Genomic DNA, 18,827 nt, shown 5'->3' with positions numbered 1-18,827 from the left:
TTTTGCTTATGAGCACTTATAGCAAGGTGCGGATGCATTCGCGCATTGCGAGTCACTTAGCCTGTTGAAGCACAAGGGTTATAGCCAATGACCATGCCGTAAGCTAAGTGACCAAAGCTATAGTTTGAGAAGTTCCCATGTCAGGAATGCTCGTGTTCAATGATCGAATGCCTATTCGACAAGCAGTTGACGAGCTGTTACTTCCAGTAGACTGTAGTAAGTCAGCAGAATGGAAAGAGATCGTGCTGTACCTACCGCCACAGTTAGATATCTGATTGCGCTCAAAGATTGTGCTCAAAGTATGAATCTGAATTTAACCACACCCTTTATTTTACTGCGCTGCTTCCGTCTGAACTGGCTGCTGGGTCGCCATTCCTAGGCTCGTACCCTCGACCCTTCTTACCCTATCCATCACGGCAATTACGCGGCCATAGTCGATTGTTTCATCCGCCTGCACGGTGACTAGTGCGCCTTCATGGTCGCCAACCTTTTCCCGTACAGTTTCAGCCAACTGGTCTAAAGTCACTGGTTCTTTATCTATAGAAATATCGCCATTTTGCTCAATAGTCACAGTCACCAGTACTTTCGTCTGAGACTGGGCAGTTTCGGCTTCTGGTAGGTCTACAGAAAAGCCTTCTGAGCGGGTTAGAAACAGCGTCGAAATAATAAAGAAGGCTAAGATCGCAAAGATGACATCAATCATCGGCAAAATGTTGATTGTTAAAGGCTCATCCGCTTCATTATCAATTACTCGCATAGGTCGCCTCTTTGCCATTGACTGCCTGGTAGTGCCACTCGTATAGAATCTCTAACTAACCGCCATATTCTTGCAGCAGCGCAACTTGGCGCTTGTAAAAGCCGCGAAACAGATTAGCAAACAGCAGGGAAGTTCTGCCTGCGTAGCGCTTTCTAAAGCTAGCCGAAACTGATTAGGAGAAGCGCCTTTCAGCTCTAGCGCTTCTAGAAAAATACGAGAGACTGGCAGGTCGATATGCTGCTTCAGTTTGGCAAAAACAGCATATGGGTTGGCCCGGTAGATCTGCAAAATGTCTTTGGCAAAATCACGTTCTTGCTTCTTGATACGAAACCAGAACAGACCGCGCTCGATAGTAACCGCGATCGCACACAAAGAAAACAGCAGCAGCGGCCACATGACCACGCCACCAGCCGAGAAAATTTCGGTTAAAGACATACGAGCTGATCAGAAGATGTAGACTGCCACCCTACATCTAACCTTAAGTAGGAATAGATATCAATAGAAGTCCTAACCGTGAGCAAGCGACACTACTAGCTCAACTATAGGGCCTACGATGCTATCTAGTGCGAAATGAAACCAACTAACAGCAACGGCACCAGGAGCGCTACCACCAGAAGCGCGAACAGTGTCTCTGGTGGCGTCTTGATTAGATTTGGATCTTCTTTCTTTTTGTTTGGATTACCCATACAGCTTCTAGACCTTACTCTTTCAAATATAATTGCTCCTATCCCTACAAGAAACAGCTTCTAAAAAAGCTCCTATAGATAGGAAGTCACTGCTTCACTAAAGGTAGAGTAGGGCTTTACACCGATTAGAGTATCCATCAGTTCGCCATTCTTAAAGAACATCACAGCAGGAATGCTCTTGATACCAAACCGATTAGCAACCGCTTTATTGCTATCTAGATCGAGTTTGGACACGGTTGCTTTTCCGTCAAATTCTTCTGAAAGCTGATCCATTAGCGGGGCAACTAGTTTGCAAGGTCCGCACCAGCTAGCTGTGCAATCGACAACCACGACAGAATCCTCTTTGATCAATGTATCAAACGCGGCTTCGTCGGCTATGTATTCTGCGCTCATGATGCGATCGCTCCAAATTTCTTCTCAACACAAGGATCATACACCTGCGGCTAACCCGTTTACCCTCAAACCGCCGTTTGGAAGATAAGTCCCCTCGTTTTTTGCAGTCATTTGCAGTCAATAGAGCTTACCATCTTGCTATTGAGCTTCTTATCACTACGCTAAGGGAAAGCACCACCGAATGAACGTTATTATGTTTGGCCCATAACATCCAGTACTGAATCTTCTGTTAATTTTAGTCCGAAAGGCTCTAGAAGAGCCCTCTCGCCTTACCAAGGAGCCATCGGACTAGATCATCGCGAAGACTGATATGATTAACAGCCAGATTGAGATGTTTGTCGAAAGTATGCATGAGCTGATCTCTTCGGAGGCCCTTCTGGTACAGCTCGATGGCGATTCCCGACATGCCGAAGGACCTGTCTATATTCCTTCGGATGGAAGTGTCGTATGGAGCGATGTGAAAGGCGATCGCATGCTCCGCTGGCATGATGGCAGCGTTAGTGTCTTTAGAGAACCGTCTCACTTTCAAAATGGGAATGCGCTTGACTTAGAAGGTCGTATTGTCGCCTGTTCACATGGCGATCGCGCTATCGTGCGTCAAGCGAAAGAGGGGCAGTGGCGTGTATTAGTTGATCGCTACCAGGGAAAGCGGCTAAACAGCCCAAACGATTTAGTCGTCAAAAGTGATGGGACACTCTGGTTCACCGATCCACCTTTTGGCCTAACTCAGCCGGAAGAAGGCTGTGGCGGTCAGCAAGAACAATCGGGCAGCTTTGTCTTTCGCTTCGATCCAGGCACAGGTGAAATCAATGCCGTTATCACCGACATGGAGCGGCCTAACGGTCTAGCATTTAGCCCCGATGAGACGCTTCTTTACGTCTCTGATACCTCTGCTGTCGAAAGGCCACAGATGTGTCATGACATTCGGGTATATGACATTATCAACGGACGTAAAGCCGCTAACATGCGGATGTTTGCGGTAGTTAAACCGGGTCAACCAGACGGCTTTTGTGTAGATGCAAAGGGGAATATCTTCACTAGCTCTCAAGACAGCGTTCAGATATATTCGCCTGCTGGTGAACTGCTAGGTAAGATACCAATTCCAGAAGTATGTACGAACGTAACATTTGGAGGAGTGAACCGCGATCACCTATTTATTACCACTAGCCATTCTCTCTATCGGATCAAGACTAAAACTAGAGGAGCCTGCTAGCCGTCGGTCGTCAGGAGCACTGTGCACTATACGCCTAAGTCGCCAAAATATTCCCGAAAACCGACGACTTTACCTGCTTCGATTTCGAAGGCGATCGCATTGTGTCCGCGATAGGGTTCACCCACATAGAGTCCCTCTGCCTCGAACTCAAACATCACAGAAGCGCCATCAGTCAAGGTATATTGCGGCGGATGAAGGGTTAGCCTATCTCCTCCAACGGTGTGGTCTTGGCATTTAGCAATCATTTTTTGTCGACCCGTCACACCAGTAAACTTGCCCCTATGAGCACCAGTAGGAAACCAGAAAGTCATCTCCTCAGCTAGTAAAGCGATGTAAGGATCAAAGTTGCCGGTAGCCCAGCCTTGGGCGAACAAATCAAAGGCCTTTCGAGCCGTAGCTGTATCTGCCATCGGTCATATCTAGTCAATTACGCTCCTACTTTACTAGAAAATTCTGGGAGGATAGGCAATGCTAACTAGTCAGCTAGTGTGTGTAGGCTTAGCCTTCTTTACTGAGTATGCATCCGAGGCTAGTTATAAATGGTCAGCACTATCCCGCTGCGATACATCAGCGGGATAGTGCTGACCATTTACAGAACAAGCGTTATTGCTTCTAGTGATGGCTTGAGCTAAGTGCCGATTGTTATATCATTTGGGTGGCGATCGGTACTTAGCTCAAACTGTGGCTCTATTTACAGGAATTATTATGGAGAGAATCTCTGAGACTGCGCTTGATACCCACGAGCAGCAGGTAACGGCGGTCATTTCACATGCTGTCAAGCCGAACAAACAACAGGAGTATGAGCAGTGGCTGCGTGATGTTTCAGCAGTGGCGCAACAGTTTCAAGGATATTGCGGGGTTAGTTTCATTCGCCCTCAAGATTCTACATCTTCTGAGTATGCCATTATCCTCAAGTTTGACGCCTACAAACATCTCAAGCAGTGGATAGATTCACCCATTCGCAAACGCTGGATAGAAAAGGCTCAGCCGCTAGTTCAACGCGATCAAGATATTCAAATTCTGACGGGTTTCGAGACCTGGTTTACCCTACCAGGGAGACTAGCTACGCAGCCGCCTAAGCGCTATAAGATGGCGATTTTAACTTCCTTATCTGTGTTCGTAGTAGCTCAGCTATTAGGCTATGCGGTTGGGCCGCTGTTGCAGTTCATGCCTGCTTTATTGCGTGCTTTGACTTTGGTGACGCTGACCGTTTTCCTATTGACCTATGTGGTCATGCCACGGATAGCTCGCTTGTTTCGCGGATGGCTTTATCCTAAAGCCACACACTAGGTGTTTAGCCCTTGCTATAAGTCCTCTCTGCAACCCCCTGAGGTTGCGAGTTCTCCGAGTGGAAAATGAAGCCATGCACTATTGAACTTAGAAGGATTAGGCGAGCACAGTAGCTAATAGCAACGCACTAGAACGCACTAGATAGTGTAGTAGTAGAGATTTTAGGGACTATCACCTGCGGTAGGTAGTAGCATGTCGACTTCCTACCGCAGGCAACGCCGGTCTACTTACCAGCTAGTTTCTTCACTTTTTGCATGATGCTCTCAGGATCGAGTCCTTGGTGATAGAACTGCTCCCAAAGGCCACCGCCGCCTTCCTCGTGTGTACCCGCGTGGGCAAACTTAGGCGTGTAGCCGCGCTCCAGCAGCCAAGTACCATAGCGAGCACCTAGACCAGTCTTCTCGTTGAATGATTCAACCACCATGACCAAAGGCGACTTGCCGACTTTTTCTAGCATCTGCTCATCGACAACGTTGAGCGTAGACTTATTAATTAGGCCGATATTCAAACCCTCTTCTTTCAACCGCTCGACCGCATCCAACGCGCGATAGAGACCATCACCAAAGCTAACGATGTAGCCATCGGTGCCTTCGCGAATCACGTCATCTTTACCAGGAACAAAGGTGTAATCGCCATCGTACAAAGTCTGACCGCTATCATCTTGTAGCATGGGGACTTTTGCTCGAGTAGAGAAGATGAAACGCAAACCGGGATCGTGGAAAACCTTTTCTACACAAGCCTTCATCTGGTGGGCGTCGGCTGGGAAGTACAAGCGAGTTTCATAGCCGTCGTCTAGGCCATTATCAGCAAACATATTGTTGATACCAAAGTGGCAGGTATTGTCTGCCATATCATCGATACCAGAGTGAGAGAAGTGGCAAAGCAGGTTAGCTTTGTTCAGCCTCGCCATCGTAATTTCAGAGATACACATTTCTAGAAACGCGCTGAAAGTGGCAAAGACACCTTGCTTACCTTCTGCCATACCAAAGCCTGCCGCCGCTGAGAGGTTGCCCCGCTCCATGATGCCGCCGCTGACGAAGATTTCGGGATACGCCTTGTGAATGTGATTTAGACCACAAGAGCCTTCTAGGTCACAGTCAACAACTAGCACCTTCTCTTTGCGCTCAGCATCGCTCATTTTGCTTAGCACTTCTACCGTCGCCTGGCCAAAGACATTGCGGTTAGAGCCGACCTCATCGCTAGAGCCTTTGAACTCATAGCTGTGCTTAGGCTTTTCAATGTTCTTAAGATAGTCGGCGGCTTCTTGGCGACCATGCTTCTCTAGGTACTTTATGGCCAAATCAGTTGGAATCACGTCATGGCCGTGAGTGCTCCCTTCTAAGCCTTCAATGCCAACTGTCATGGGGCGCTTACAAATCACGGCAATGGGGCCGTCAGTGGCGATCGCCTCACAGATATTTGCATACAGCGCATCAATATCTTCACCGTCATTCACGAGTGTCTTAATGCCATGACCTTCTAGCGTTCTTTGGACGCTGTAGCCACCTAAATACTCAGAAGGGTGACCAGCGATCGTCACGTCGTTGTCATCAATGATCAGCTTGACGTTGATGCCTTTGGCCACGGCTAAGCGAGCTGCTTCTGCATCGTCACCCTCTTGCTGCGCGCCGTCAGAGCCCAATAGGAAAGTCGTTTTACCCGGATTCGCCAACGCTACACCATTTACAAACGGCCACATATGACCAAGACGACCAGAGCTAAACTTTACGCCGGGTGTCAGACCTAGCTCGGGGTGGCCAGGTAGCTTTGAATCCGCAGCGCGGTACTGCATTAGCTGCTCGGCAGGTAAATCACCATTGAGCGTAGACATTAGATACTGTGTCCCGACCCGGTGGCCGGCTTCATCGAAGAAAGTCGGCACAAACTTGTCAGGATTGCCTCTAAAGAGAGCGTCTAGGACCATCACTTCAGGCACGGTGTCATAAGGACCGCCAGTATGACCACCCACACCCCGCGCTCCGCCGGTTGCGGTAAAGAAAACGATGGCCTCACGACAAAGTTGAATATTGGCCTGTAGAGCATCGCGCTGTTCGTCGGTCAGCTTGTTATTAGAAGGGTCAAGCGAGATTCGCTTGTAGGCACTTAAATCTATTGGAAAAGCAGATTTGGGCTTAGCTTGGGTTGCTGTCATTAGAGCTATGTCCTAAACACATCTATCTCTTTCAAGCCTATGAAGCGTTCGATGCAGTGAGCAGCGTTTTCAAAGAAGGCTTAGAAAAAGTTAATATTTCCATTCTCCCTGATCATGCCGCTGTGGTTAAGGGCAAACTGAAAATTTGTGATGCAGGCTACTAGATCTACGCGCCCTATCCCTTCCATGTGCTTAACCTACAACACTGGCCTCCTAAACGTTTTTCGCAACTCCTCGGTGCGTGATCGCCACTCACAGCCCTCTACGTGGTCATTTACCATTCCCACGGCTTGCATGAACGCATACGCCGTGGTCGGACCCACGAAAGACCAGCCACGCTTTTTTAGATCTTTACTCATCTCCACTGAGGCAGGCGTCTGACTAAGCGTCATCAGCGTTTCATAGTCGCAGCGAGAGGGCCGATCCGATGGCTTAGGCTCGTACTGCCAGAGATAAGCTGACATCGAGCCGACCTCTTCAACTAGCTCACAGGCGCGTTTGGCATTATTAATCACTGACTCTATTTTTTTGCGATGTCGCACAATCCCCTTGTCTTGAACCAGACGGTCTACATCTGCATCTTTGTATAGAGCAACCTGTCTGTAGTCAAAGTCAAGAAAAGCAGCTCGAAAGTTTTCTCTTTTGCGCAGGATCGTCAGCCAGCTTAAACCTGATTGAAACCCTTCTAGACAGATCTTTTCGAATAGGCGCTGATCATCGGCAACAGGTACGCCCCATTCACTATCGTGATAGTCAATATAGTCTGTCTTATCTTTTGGCCACCAGCATCTACAGCGCCCATCTTCACCTACCATGAGTCCATCCATTGTCAGCTCTCTAAAAAGGTTTGATCAACAACAGCCCTTTTAGAAGTACCGCTCCTCAAGGTAATTAGCAAGTTGTTGTAGCGAAGTAGGCCATCGTGTTGCTCAAGAACGAAGAACAGCCATTACCCCTAACTGGCACACAGAAAAACAGCGATTTTACGCCTATAGAGGGAGATATTTCCTAGTCCACCTCTACAAAGTGTCCATAGCGAAAACGCATTTAATCTCTCCAAGCGATACAACTTAAACATGCGAAACGGAACAACGTTTCTAAACCAAACGCTTCTTGCCTTCGCACTCTCAATTCAACAGCTTCAATACTGTTACTTTTAACCTTGTGAGGACCGTTCCATGAAACTCTTTTCTCGTTTGTCGGCTACTGTTGCGATCGCTGCTACTGCCCTTCTAGCCGTCCCTTTCACAGCTCAGGCACAAACTTTTCCTAACGACAGCTACATCGGCATCGGCGGTAGTGAGGATGGCCTGGTTATCAATGGCAAGCTTTCTATTGTCGACAATCTTTCTGTTCGTCCTTCTATTGCTACAGATTTTAACTTCGACGATGATGAGGATGTCTCTTATTTAGTTCCTATCACTTACGACTTCTCTGTCGGAGCTGGTAGAGCAACCTTCGAGCCCTTTGTCGGTGCAGGTATCGGCGGAGAGCTAGGCGGCGATGGTGACGATGACGCGATTGATTTTGCATTGGTTGCAGGAACTGACTATCGCTTCGCTCGTAACTACGTTGCGAACGGCTCTATCAACTACAAGCCGTTCGCAGGTGATGAAGAAGTTGGCTTTACTGCAGGCATTGGCTACTTGTTCTAAATCATCGATTCCTAACTAGGCTTTGTGCCAATAGGACCAATTTCGTTTCTTTCTTCTGACCAAAGTCTCTGACTTGAGTGTACTGGCTTGAATGTAAAGACTCCTGACACTATCGCCTTTGAAAGCTGCAACGCTTTCGAAGGCGACTTTCTCATAATATAGCCTACCTATCTCCAATTGTTTTCTCAAACCAAGCTACATCCCAGTATTTTCCAAACTTTCGACCAACCTCTTTAAACAGCCCTACTTGCTCAAATCCAAATTTTTGGTGAATGCCAATAGAAACATCATTTGGCAGTGTGATACCCGCATAGGCACGATGCACATCTTCTTTAGCTAACGCACCAAAAAGAGCAGTGTAGAGCTGAGTACCAATGCCTTTAGCGCGAAATGACATATCTAAATAAATACTGGTTTCCACAGAAGTGTCGTATGCAGCTTTTGTGCGAAACTGGCTGCTGCTAGCGTAGCCAACTACTTTGCGATCGCATTCAGCAACCAACAGTCGATGTCTGCCAGAGGCGTGATAGTGAGACATCCAATGTTCTCTACGATACTCAATAGTGTGCGGCGTAATGTCAAACGTGATTGTTGTTTCTTCGATATAGCGATTGTATATATGGACTAAAGCCTCGATATCGCTAGGGTGAAAGTTTCTAATGCGAGTAGACATGATAGATATATTGGAGATAAGCCGCGATGGTGTGTAGCCAAGTCGCACTATGCTACCGCGCTTGTAAAGTAGTTAGGGTCGAATTAGACACATCAGCCGTACAGTATAGGGCGTACAGTATAGAGTGACGCTCATCATCCATTGGCATCCTAGTGGTTTATTCTGACTATTTAGAACGCATTTTGAAGGCCCGCGTTTATGACGTGGCGCAAGAAACGCCTTTAGATATCGCGCCGAGGCTATCGGAGCGGCTAGGTAATCAGGTGCTGCTAAAACGGGAAGATGTACAGTCTGTTTTCTCCTTCAAACTACGCGGTGCCTATAACAAAATGGCGCAGCTACCTTCAGAACTGTTGCAGCGTGGGGTGATTGCAGCTTCTGCGGGCAACCACGCACAGGGGGTGGCGCTAGGCGCTAGAGAATTGGGTACGTCAGCGGTAATTGTTATGCCGATCACGACGCCGCAAGTCAAGATTGATGCGGTGAAGGCCAGAGGCGGACTCGTTGTCTTACACGGTGACACCTACGACGATGCCTATGCACACGCACGCCAGCTAGAAGTGGAAAAAGGACTTACCTTTGTGCATCCGTTTGACGATCCAGACGTCATTGCCGGGCAGGGAACGATCGGCATGGAGATCTTGCGACAGCATCAGAAGCCGATTCATGCCATTTTTGTTGCGATTGGGGGGGGTGGTTTAATTTCGGGCATTGCCGCTTATATCAAACGCTTACGTCCTGAAGTTAAGATCATTGGTGTGGAGCCGGTGGATGCTGATGCCATGCGTCAATCATTAGCAAAAGGGAATCGTGTCAAGTTGGATCAAGTAGGCCTGTTTGCAGATGGCGTAGCGGTGCGCCAGGTCGGGGAGGAAACGTTTCGTCTGTGCCAACAGTATGTCGATGATGTGTTGCTGGTAACTACAGATGATACCTGCGCCGCGATCAAGGACGTATTTGAAGATACTCGCTCAATTTTGGAACCCGCTGGGGCGCTCGCGATCGCAGGTATCAAAGCCTATGTAGAGCGAGAAGAAATTCAGGGAGAAACGTTGGTGGCGATCGCTTGTGGGGCCAATATGAACTTTGATCGTCTGCGCTTTGTAGCCGAGCGAGCCGAGCTAGGAGAAGGAAGAGAAGCCGTCTTTGCCGTTACGATTCCAGAGCGGGCAGGCAGTCTCAGCAAATTTTGCGATATCCTCGGTAGCCACAGCCTTAGCGAATTCAACTATCGGATTGCAGATGCCGATCAAGCTCATATTTTTGTGGGCATTCAGATAGAAAATAGAGCCGATGCGCAGGCGATCGCCCACAAGTTTAGAGACAATGGATTTAAGACGCTAGATCTAACTGATGATGAGCTAGCCAAGATGCATTTGCGGCACATGGTAGGCGGCAAGTCACCGCTAGCTCAAAACGAACTGCTCTATCGGTTTGAATTTCCTGAGCGACCGGGCGCATTAGCTAACTTTGTCACGAAAATGAGCCCAGATTGGAACATCAGCCTATTCCACTACCGCAATCACGGCGCAGACTACGGCAGAATCGTCGTCGGGATGCAAGTCCCTCCACAAGAGATGGCTCAGTGGGAATCATTTCTCAAAACCCTGGGCTATCGGTACTGGAACGAAAGTGACAATCCAGCCTATCGACTCTTCTTATAGCGTTTCATACAGATCTTCAAGAGAGATAAAGGCTCATAAGAGATCTACGTGGGTCGCATAAGCTTTTCCAGCCATCACCTTAACAGTGGCAATCACAGAAGAACCTCGCTCTATCTTGTCAAAAATATCGGCGTTTATATACCTTTGATGGAAGAGAATATCTTTTGAGCCGTCGTCTGGCGCGATGTAACCGTGGTAGTTTCCTGGTTTAATCGTAAACAGCAGCTTGACTGTACCAGACTTAGATTCAAGCTCTTCTGAATTAGTCTGATTTGGTTCCTGACGTGCCGCAGGGATAGCAGTTAGCCAAGGATTAACTGGCTCAGACTTATCTATATTAGGTTCTTCTAGAACCGGCTCTTCCAAGTCTGACTTGTTTGGATCTATCTCTTCTAGAACCGACTCTTCTATGACTGGCGCAGTAAGAACGCTATCAGGTGCTGAGATAAAGGAATCTTTCAAAGTAGGCGCTCGTTCTCGACTAACCACTTCTGAAAGTTGTTCTACATCGGAGTATTCTCCAACGGTCTGCGCTTGCGCGTGCTGGGATTGACTAAACTGTTCTTCACTAGCTTGTTCTTTGTTGATTTGTTCTTCGCCAGCTTGTTCCTCGCTTTCTGGAACTAGGTCAATCTGTTCTTCATCAAAGTGCGCGCGGGAGGTTGTAGATAGACTTTCTTTAACTTCTGATAGTGGAGCTAGCTCATCAACCTCTTCATAGGAAACAGAGAGAACAGATGTCTCTGCTTCAAGACTCTCTTCTACATCACCTCCTTCTAGCTCTACCTCAGCGCTTTCTTTTATCTCATCTCTTTCCTTTGCATCACCGACTTCATCTACTTCACTTTCATAGATGTCAAAGCTAAAGATGGCGGCTGGAGAATCCAAACCTACAGAGTCTTCTTCTGGCTCGATAGCAGGTAGCAGATCGTGGATGGAGGGAGGCTGATCATCGTCAGAAGTTTCTACGGACAATGGAGACCAAGCAGCATCACCGACAGGGGTATGAGTATCTAGATCGGACGGTAGTAGTTCTGATACTGCGGCCTGTGTTGTAGGGTTGACGAACTCTTCGCCCGAGATAGCAGCGGCAGTCGCATCTAGTTTTCTATGGATATCAGCATCTTCTACTAGATCCTGACTTGACCCAGCAGGTGGATCGGTCGCTGACTTGTTTATATCCTTCAAGGTCTCGGCTTGCTGTTCAAGCGCTTCTAACTCCTGTGCAGGAATCGTTGATAGAGAAACTCTTTGTGCTACGGGTGCTACGGAGTTAATGTTGATGTTGTTGAGGCTGATATCTGAGGGGATAGCATTCTCTTGTCCAGGTTCAGATGAATCGGTGACGGGGGTAATCTGCTGCGTAGTGTTTGGTGATCGCATTCTTCGCCGACCGGACAAGACCTCTGCAATCTTCTGAAACTGCCTAAGCAGCCAAACCATCAACCGTTTTATCACCGCGACTGGCTCCATATCCGCGCTTGGATGTACTGAACAAAATTGCCTAGGCTCTTTATCTTATCAGGCACAAGTAAGGCGAAACCTCTCTCTGTCATGCCGCCAAAGAGAAGCTAATTAGTGTCTAGGGGGTTTCACGACCTGCCAAATAATAAAAACAGTAAATGCTAAATAGCCAATTGCAACTATCCAGTTCTGCCAGCTGTCTGTAGCTACCATAAAGCACGTGCTGAGTAAGTGTTGACATCAAAACTTAGCAGCCACCTTATCAACAGACAAACCTCACTTGGGATATTAAATTCGATGGCACAGCTATGATTGGCAAGATCAAGGACGGCAGCTCTCTACCAAACTCGCCATTCTTCCCAGTCTAGGTTGAAGATGGACGTATCGGGAAAGGCCGTGGGGTTACCATCGGCGTTAAGCCTTTTCTGCAGCTTCTCTAGTTCGGGTTCGTAAGCAGGTAGCTGATCGGTTAGCTCATAGGGCATCAGGTTGTTGTCTAGTGCAAAGTCGATGGTTGCACCTGCTGCAACCCCGACGGACCACTCAAAGGAGTGAACTCGATAGGCCGCAGCGGCAATGTTGCTAGTTGCAATCGTTTTGCCAGCGATTAGCAGATTATCTATTTTTTGCGGAATCATCGCTCGCAACGGGATTTGAGCGGGATAGGCTTGGCCGTGGGCCCGGCGGACATTGGCGCGCTCCGTATTGCCAGGCGTCTCGAAAGGATATTCGGCCATGCAGGGATGAAAATCGATCGCATATTGGGCAATGCCGACAGCGTCAGGATAGATAGTAGAGCGCGATCGCCTCTCAATGTCCTCTGCAGGGACTTCATTGGCGATCACACTGGCTGCCTCTAAGCCTGCTAACGTTTGCCAAAGCGAGAGATAGCGTCTGTCGCCTAACGTTTCTCTGTAGTAATCATCTCGATAGTCAACCTTGGAGATGTCTACTTCACTGACGCTAAAGCCATCGGGATAGGTCGTTGATGGCCGACCAATAATTCGACGAGCCTCTCGCATGTAGGGATATTTAGAAAGGCCGTGAGCGGTGCCCATCGGGCTATCAAAGCCAGAGAGAAACCGATGATTGGGCGCAGGGGTTTTGACGTCGGGGCCTAGCTGCGAGTCGGTGTCGCCTTCTACTAGCCAATAGTAATAGCTAAAGGCGTTCTCTTCGGCTTTACGCAGCGCATCTACTCTCAGTCCACCTAACCAGCCCCCGGCTTCTAGCTGCCCAGTGGCGGCGAGCTGATCGGCACTGAAAATCAAGTTGTCTTTGGCGGTCCCAGGACGATAGTCATTTCCCCAGGTCCAGTTCTGCATAGAGATATCGCCAGGTACGACAGCAGAGACGCCAAACTGGGACGTTTCTGGTCTTGGATCGGGCGCGGCAATGCGGCGATAGGTAAAGACATAGTCAAAATAGTCGTTATCTGGACGCGATCGCTCATAGCTAAAATAGGGCTCATATTGCTCGTAGTAGGTTGGTTCTGACTGCGGTTGCGGCGCAGCCATACGTTCCATCGCAAAGGTGTAGGTAAATCCCTGCGTGCAGTAGGGATCAGCGGTTTCGGTAGGAGAAGAGGGGTTAAGATGGGAGCGAGGATCTAAGCCGAGTCGATACGGGACACCAGAAAGCGCAATAATCTCTCCAGTTTCAGTGGCTTCGACTACGTACCAGTCGGCTTTGGGTAAGTCGCTGGTTTGATCGCCTGTATCGGCGCCATCGCCTACAGCTGGCACGAACTGAACAATATGCTTCGTCAGTCGCTCAGAATCTTCGTACTGATAGCTGTCTAAAAAGGTTTCTGATAGTAAGGAGGCGTTGAGCAGCGGGGTGCCAGGTTGGGGAGCATGCTGAATGGCGATCGCGCTATCGATCATCCGACCATCGGCGCTAATCTCTAGCTCCTTCACGACCGTTGCTGGAAACCACTTGAGCTGTCCTCCGCCCTGATTGGCGGCTTCTTCTAGCATGTTGCTCAAAATCGTATGGGCATCCGCGGGCAAAAAGCAAGATAAACTCACCCAGCAATCACCTGGATTTAGCTCGCCGTGAATGGCTTCGATGGTGCGGCGCAGCTGATTATAGCCCTCTGGGTAATAGAGAAGCGATCGCTGCTTGCTGGCCTCGTCTAGCGCCGATGTTCCTTGAGAAGAGATCTGTCCACCCACCCAGTCGGTAATTTCTGTCATACAGACAGTGCGGCCAGAGCGCAGACTTTCATAAGCGGCTGCGGTGCCAGAGAGTCCACCCCCAACGATCAGCACCTCACAATCTACAACTTCGTCGATCGTTGGAGTTGACTGGGCTGGCTGGGCGATCGCCTGCTGCATACCTCCCAACGGTAGCGATGTTCCCATTAGCACAGCACCGAGCATGCTGCCTAGTCTTTTGACATCCCATCTGCTAACACCCGGCCTTTTATCCCTCGGTCTGATAGCAAAACCACGACGAACCAAACGAATAGCCATATCAAAGGAATTGAGTGTAAATGAAACTGAGCAAGACGACTTTAAGGCTAAGCATTCATGCCCCACTTTGACAACCCGTATAAACGCAAATTGAGACTTACACAGTCGGCATCGAATGCACTACAACTATAGGGAATTACGGGCAAAGCGCGAAAGGTTGCACCGTCAAGCAAACGGCTGCTAGTCGCGGTTAGGCGAAGGTAACCATTCTAGCTACAGAAAAGAGTGAACAGGCGAAGCCCCCATCCAGTGGCGGTGTACGATAATATTTCAGCTCGCCCGGAGCTTATGCTATGCCCCAACGCCTTCTCTATATCAGTAACGGTCACGGTGAAGACAATCATTCTTCTCACATCATCAGAACACTGCGCGCCATCCGCCCGGAACTAGAGATTGCAGCGCTGCCGATTGTAGGTGAGGGCAATGCCTACCGCAAAATAGACGTGCCTATTATTGGCCCTACTTACACTCTCCCTTCTGGGGGATTCACATACATGAACCGTCTACGGCTGATAGACGATGTCCGCGCTGGTCTGCTAACGATGACTTGGAAGCAGTACCAGGCCATGCGAGACTATATCGGCAACGTCGATTTTGTAGCAGCTACTGGCGACACTATTGGCCAAGCCTTCGCTTATCTCAGCGGCAAACCGTTTGTTTCTTTTATCTCGCCGTTGTCAGCTATGTACGAGGGCAAACTAAACATGGATTTGATTCTGTGGCAAATTCTAAATACCCAAAGGTGTAGAGCAGTTGCTACTCGAGATGCCTACACCGCGGAAGATTTAAGGAAGCAGGGTCTAGCAAAAGTGACCTTTGGCGGAATTCCTTCACTCGATCGACTTCGGCCCGCTGGCAAGGAAATTCAGCTAACCGAAGCAAAAATGGTCGCGCTGTTGCCAGGATCTAGAACCGCCGAGGCCATACGCAATTTTAAGCTGGAAATGCAGCTCGCTCTAGAAGCCGCTCAGCTCAATCCGTCCTTACAGTTTAGAGCAGCGCTAGTCCCTAGCGTAATGGCCGAAGCCGGGCAGATGGCAGCAGATATGGGGTGGCATTGGACGAGACACACTTCAGGCGATCGCAACTGGATGGTCCTAAGCGCAGGGAAGGATGCCAACTATGCGAAACCTGTAGAAATTCTTTGCTATAGCGATGCGTTTAGTGACATTGTCTGTCAGTGTGATTTGGTTGTTGGCATGGCCGGGTTAGCGGTAGATCAGGCGATGGCAATCGGCAAGCCCATCGTGCAGATTGCCGGGGAGGGACCGCAATTTACCTATGCTTTTGCTGAAGCGCAAGACCGCCTGCTGGGGTTATCTGTGCAAACGATTGGTAAACGCGCTGCGACCGCAGAAATTCTAAAGGAGGCCGCAGGTTGCGTAGTTAAGACAGTTGAAGACGAAGACTATGCAAAGGCTTGCGTCCAAAATGGACAGGCCCGGTTTGGGCCTTTTGGGGCGTCAGCTCGAATTGCGAATCTGATTTTGACCCATCTAGATCAAGCTACAGCCTCAAGCTCATCAGAAAGCGCTACCACAGCAAGTGCCTAACTAGTCCTAATACATAGGCTGAATACAACAGTTTTTGAGCGATCGCCCGTGAATACCTCTGCGCCTAACCTTGTCACCCAAAATACTTCAAAAGAAAACGAGCTTCACACCCGGCAAGTCTCTAGCTATCGCTATTTGTGGCCCTTTATCAAAGCGGAAAAAGCTTTGTTCATCATCACGCTAATCTGCGTAGTGGGCTATGTGATTACCGTGCCAATTCTGCCACATTTAGCTAAACAAGCCGCTGGGGCAATTGGTAGTGGCGATGTCAGGACAACTGCCTACTGGCTCGGTCTAGCTATGCTGGATTTTGTGATCCAAAGCGCTTTTTTGTACGCACAGAGGATATCGGCCACAAAAGGCTCACTCAATGTCGTGATGGCAGTTAGAGAGAAAGCTTACGCTAACCTGCATCGACTGGGCATTGACTACTTTGCCAAGTCGCAGACGGGCGATTTGACCTACCGTTTGACCGAAGATGTGGATCGGGTCGGTGAAGTCATTTTCAAGATGTCTCAGCAGTTTGTTTCTTGCATCCTACAAATCGTGGTGCTTACAGCCTATATCTTCTATCTCAACTGGCAGCTTTCTCTGACGGGTATTGTGATTGCGCCGATTGTTGCCTGGCTGATTGGGCAGTTTGGTCAAAGGCAGCTACAGCTTTCTCGAAAAAATCAGACGGCGATTTCTAGTCTGTCTTCTTTGTTGACTGAAGTGTTTAGCAGTATTCGAATTGTGCAGGCGTTTGCGGCCCAAGACTACGAGAAGAAGCGGTTTCACCAAGAAGCTCTCCTCAACCGTCAGTCCCGGTTTAGAACAGAGTATCTGACATCGGTTCAATATCCGGCGGTGGGTTTGTTGCAGGCGCTAAGCATTATGCTGTTGTTCTTAGTGGGTGCGTGGCAAATTTCTATTGGACAGATGGAAGGAACAGATTTTGTCGCTTTTTTAGCTGCGATCGCCATTCTAATTAACCCGATCGATCTCACTACCCAGCATTACAACCTATACAAACAGACCGAGGCATCAGCAGAGCGGATTTTCGAGCTGATGAACTTACAACCCACATTAGTAGAAAAAGAAGATGCGATCGCCCTACCCGCTATTACCGGCAAAGTAGAATACCACAGCGTTAGCTTCGGCTATGGTAGCGGCGACTCACTAGAGCCTGTGCTGACACAGTTAGATCTGCTTGTTAGCCCAGGTGAAGTCATTGCCCTAGTCGGCCCCTCTGGAGCAGGCAAGACTACCATAGTCAACTTACTGGCTCGCTTCTACGACCCCCAAGCAGGAGAGATATTAATAGACGGTATCGATATCAAAACGGTGACAATTGCTAGTTTACGCCATCAGATTGGTACCGTTCCTCAAGAAACGGCTTTGTTCTCTGGAACCATTGCCCAAAATATTGCCTATGGTCAGAGCGAGCTTGACTACGATGCGATTGAGGCTGCAGCTAAAGTAGCCAACGCTGATGATTTTATCCGCCAGTTTTCTCAGGGCTATCACACCTGGGTAGAAGAACGGGGGAACAACTTTTCGGGTGGACAGCGACAAAGGATTGCGATCGCTCGGGCGATCCTACTTAATCCACGCATATTGATCTTAGATGAGGCAACCAGCGCGCTCGATCCCGAATCTGAAGCTTTGGTACAAGAAGCCTTAGAGCGGGCCATGCAAAGCCGGACGGTTTTTATCATTGCCCATCGGCTTAGCACAGTCAGACAGGCCGATCGAATTCTCTTTTTAGAGCGCGGTAAGATTTTAGAATCGGGAACACATTCAGAGCTTTTAGCGCAAGGTGGGCGGTACGCACAATTTCATACGCAGCAATTTGAAGGGTAGACAACGTGAGTTCAGCCTATAAACGGGCTTGAGCAAACGAATTGAAATCTCCTCATCACTGGCCAACTAGGTCAGCCAATTAGGTCACTATGGCCAACAGAGCAAGAAAAGCAATCACCAAGTCGATAAAAAATAGCGCTATCCAGGCCATCATCACAGCCGAAGTCGCCGACTGTCCCACACCCTTGCCATGAAGTGCTGAAGTTAATCCTCTACTACAGCTGGCGATCGCAATTACCAGACCAAACAGTATTGCCTTACCCATGATTAGCAGGACATCAGACACACTCAAAGCACCGCGTACCCCGTCTAAGAAGGTCCCCATCGGCAGATGATAATAATAGGTTGTTAAGAAGCCGCCACTCATCACACCGCAAACTAGAGCTAAGACGGTTAGCATTGGCAGCATGACAGCGCAAGCAATCACCCTTGGCATGACCAAGTAGTCAATAGGGTCTGTTCGCAGCATCTTTAAAGCATCAATCTGCTGGGTCAGTTTCATAGCAGCGATCTCGGCGGCGAATGCACTCCCTACCTGACAAGCCAGTACACCCGCTGTCAAGATAGGCGCTAGCTCAGAGCAGTAGCCAGCTGCAAATGCGCTTCCTAAAGAACTCACAGCACCAAAACGAGACATCTCCCGAGCTGTCTGAATTCCAAAGATGAGCCCAGCACAGACATTGGTTGCAATGACCGACGCCACACAGCGCGGACCAGCACTCATTAGGTGGTCCATGATCTGGCGTTGGCCAAACCGCCCTCTTAGCAACCGGTGTATCACCTGTCCGGCAAGTAGGAGCGCCATTGTTGAGTGATAGAGCGGATGATCTGGCTCTCTATGTACTGTTGAGCTATGTACTGTTGAGCTTTCTGGCTGCTGAGTCACATATCTAGGATCAGAACGCCCGAATTGCTGTGTTACGTGATGAGAAAACCGCCAATCAGCTTTTGCCATCGGCTCATAACTCCTACTTCATGCAAACTACTGATTCTTCGACAGAACCA

18 protein-coding genes are annotated in these 18,827 nt (G+C 48.9%); 7 read left to right on the top strand and 11 right to left on the bottom strand.

Annotated features, from left to right (window positions below):
• The first annotated feature begins 137 nt into the window (after positions 1 to 137).
• The gene (locus S7335_RS28365) at positions 138 to 275 is read left to right on the top strand and encodes a hypothetical protein (protein WP_006456138.1); all 138 of its coding nucleotides are present in this window, start codon (positions 138 to 140) and stop codon (positions 273 to 275) included.
• A gap of 56 nt (positions 276 to 331) precedes the next feature.
• On the opposite strand, the gene S7335_RS05135 is transcribed toward S7335_RS28365, so the two are convergent.
• From S7335_RS05135 to trxA, 4 genes are all read right to left on the bottom strand, one after another.
• Complete coding sequence (locus S7335_RS05135; RefSeq protein ID WP_006454129.1) at positions 332 to 757, bottom strand: biopolymer transporter ExbD; 426 nt, start codon at positions 755 to 757, stop codon at positions 332 to 334.
• A 51-nt stretch (positions 758 to 808) separates the two neighbouring features.
• Positions 809 to 1,192 (bottom strand): MotA/TolQ/ExbB proton channel family protein, encoded by a 384-nt coding sequence (locus tag S7335_RS05130; RefSeq protein WP_006454032.1) that lies wholly within the window; start codon positions 1,190 to 1,192, stop codon positions 809 to 811.
• Positions 1,193 to 1,317: 125 nt separating this feature from the next.
• Complete coding sequence (locus S7335_RS29170; protein WP_006453825.1) at positions 1,318 to 1,443, bottom strand: hypothetical protein; 126 nt, start codon at positions 1,441 to 1,443, stop codon at positions 1,318 to 1,320.
• Positions 1,444 to 1,515: 72 nt separating this feature from the next.
• Positions 1,516 to 1,836: a thioredoxin gene (gene trxA / locus S7335_RS05125; RefSeq protein ID WP_006456924.1), complete on the bottom strand. Its 321-nt coding sequence runs from the start codon at positions 1,834 to 1,836 to the stop codon at positions 1,516 to 1,518.
• A 310-nt stretch (positions 1,837 to 2,146) separates the two neighbouring features.
• Between trxA and S7335_RS05120 the strand changes: the two genes are divergently transcribed.
• Positions 2,147 to 3,049, top strand: a complete 903-nt coding sequence (locus S7335_RS05120; RefSeq protein WP_157620096.1) for an SMP-30/gluconolactonase/LRE family protein — start codon at positions 2,147 to 2,149, stop codon at positions 3,047 to 3,049.
• Positions 3,050 to 3,075: 26 nt separating this feature from the next.
• Here the strand turns inward: S7335_RS05120 and S7335_RS25725 are convergent, their stop codons facing one another.
• A complete protein-coding gene (locus tag S7335_RS25725) occupies positions 3,076 to 3,459 on the bottom strand; it encodes a nuclear transport factor 2 family protein (protein ID WP_006456557.1) in 384 nt (127 codons plus the stop codon).
• Positions 3,460 to 3,754: 295 nt separating this feature from the next.
• Here S7335_RS25725 and S7335_RS05110 point away from each other — a divergent pair, with 295 nt between their 5' ends.
• Complete coding sequence (locus S7335_RS05110; RefSeq protein WP_038015675.1) at positions 3,755 to 4,339, top strand: antibiotic biosynthesis monooxygenase; 585 nt, start codon at positions 3,755 to 3,757, stop codon at positions 4,337 to 4,339.
• 223 nt (positions 4,340 to 4,562) lie between these two features.
• On the opposite strand, the gene S7335_RS05105 is transcribed toward S7335_RS05110, so the two are convergent.
• On the bottom strand, positions 4,563 to 6,491 hold the full coding sequence (locus tag S7335_RS05105; protein ID WP_006454234.1) for a transketolase C-terminal domain-containing protein: 1,929 nt from the start codon (positions 6,489 to 6,491) through the stop codon (positions 4,563 to 4,565).
• A 197-nt stretch (positions 6,492 to 6,688) separates the two neighbouring features.
• Positions 6,689 to 7,318 (bottom strand): DNA-3-methyladenine glycosylase I, encoded by a 630-nt coding sequence (locus S7335_RS05100; protein ID WP_006457071.1) that lies wholly within the window; start codon positions 7,316 to 7,318, stop codon positions 6,689 to 6,691.
• A 351-nt stretch (positions 7,319 to 7,669) separates the two neighbouring features.
• On the opposite strand from S7335_RS05100, the gene S7335_RS05095 reads away from it, so the two are divergent.
• The gene (locus tag S7335_RS05095) at positions 7,670 to 8,146 is read left to right on the top strand and encodes a hypothetical protein (RefSeq protein ID WP_006457067.1); all 477 of its coding nucleotides are present in this window, start codon (positions 7,670 to 7,672) and stop codon (positions 8,144 to 8,146) included.
• A gap of 163 nt (positions 8,147 to 8,309) precedes the next feature.
• Here S7335_RS05095 and S7335_RS05090 read toward each other — a convergent pair whose 3' ends face one another.
• The gene (locus S7335_RS05090) at positions 8,310 to 8,819 is read right to left on the bottom strand and encodes a GNAT family N-acetyltransferase (protein WP_006455368.1); all 510 of its coding nucleotides are present in this window, start codon (positions 8,817 to 8,819) and stop codon (positions 8,310 to 8,312) included.
• A 152-nt stretch (positions 8,820 to 8,971) separates the two neighbouring features.
• Here S7335_RS05090 and ilvA point away from each other — a divergent pair, with 152 nt between their 5' ends.
• Positions 8,972 to 10,483, top strand: coding sequence for a threonine ammonia-lyase, biosynthetic (gene ilvA, locus S7335_RS05085; RefSeq protein ID WP_006453526.1), 1,512 nt, complete (start codon positions 8,972 to 8,974; stop codon positions 10,481 to 10,483).
• A gap of 33 nt (positions 10,484 to 10,516) precedes the next feature.
• On the opposite strand, the gene S7335_RS05080 is transcribed toward ilvA, so the two are convergent.
• Positions 10,517 to 11,956 carry a cold shock domain-containing protein gene (locus tag S7335_RS05080; RefSeq protein ID WP_006456185.1) on the bottom strand — a complete coding sequence of 480 codons (1,440 nt, stop codon included), beginning with the start codon at positions 11,954 to 11,956 and terminating at the stop codon, positions 10,517 to 10,519.
• A 329-nt stretch (positions 11,957 to 12,285) separates the two neighbouring features.
• Positions 12,286 to 14,286, bottom strand: a complete 2,001-nt coding sequence (locus S7335_RS05075) for an FAD-dependent oxidoreductase (protein ID WP_006457451.1) — start codon at positions 14,284 to 14,286, stop codon at positions 12,286 to 12,288.
• A gap of 431 nt (positions 14,287 to 14,717) precedes the next feature.
• Between S7335_RS05075 and S7335_RS05070 the strand changes: the two genes are divergently transcribed.
• Positions 14,718 to 15,977, top strand: a complete 1,260-nt coding sequence (locus tag S7335_RS05070; RefSeq protein WP_006456501.1) for a lipid-A-disaccharide synthase-related protein — start codon at positions 14,718 to 14,720, stop codon at positions 15,975 to 15,977.
• Between the two features lie 48 nt (positions 15,978 to 16,025).
• Positions 16,026 to 17,822, top strand: a complete 1,797-nt coding sequence (locus S7335_RS05065; protein ID WP_006457502.1) for an ABC transporter ATP-binding protein — start codon at positions 16,026 to 16,028, stop codon at positions 17,820 to 17,822.
• A gap of 79 nt (positions 17,823 to 17,901) precedes the next feature.
• Here S7335_RS05065 and S7335_RS05060 read toward each other — a convergent pair whose 3' ends face one another.
• A complete protein-coding gene (locus S7335_RS05060) occupies positions 17,902 to 18,777 on the bottom strand; it encodes an ABC transporter permease (RefSeq protein ID WP_006455438.1) in 876 nt (291 codons plus the stop codon).
• Positions 18,778 to 18,827: the final 50 nt, after the last annotated feature.

The organism is Synechococcus sp. PCC 7335, from assembly GCF_000155595.1.
GTDB lineage: Bacteria > Cyanobacteriota > Cyanobacteriia > Phormidesmidales > Phormidesmidaceae > Phormidesmis.
This window is presented reverse-complemented; position numbering and strand designations above follow the sequence as displayed.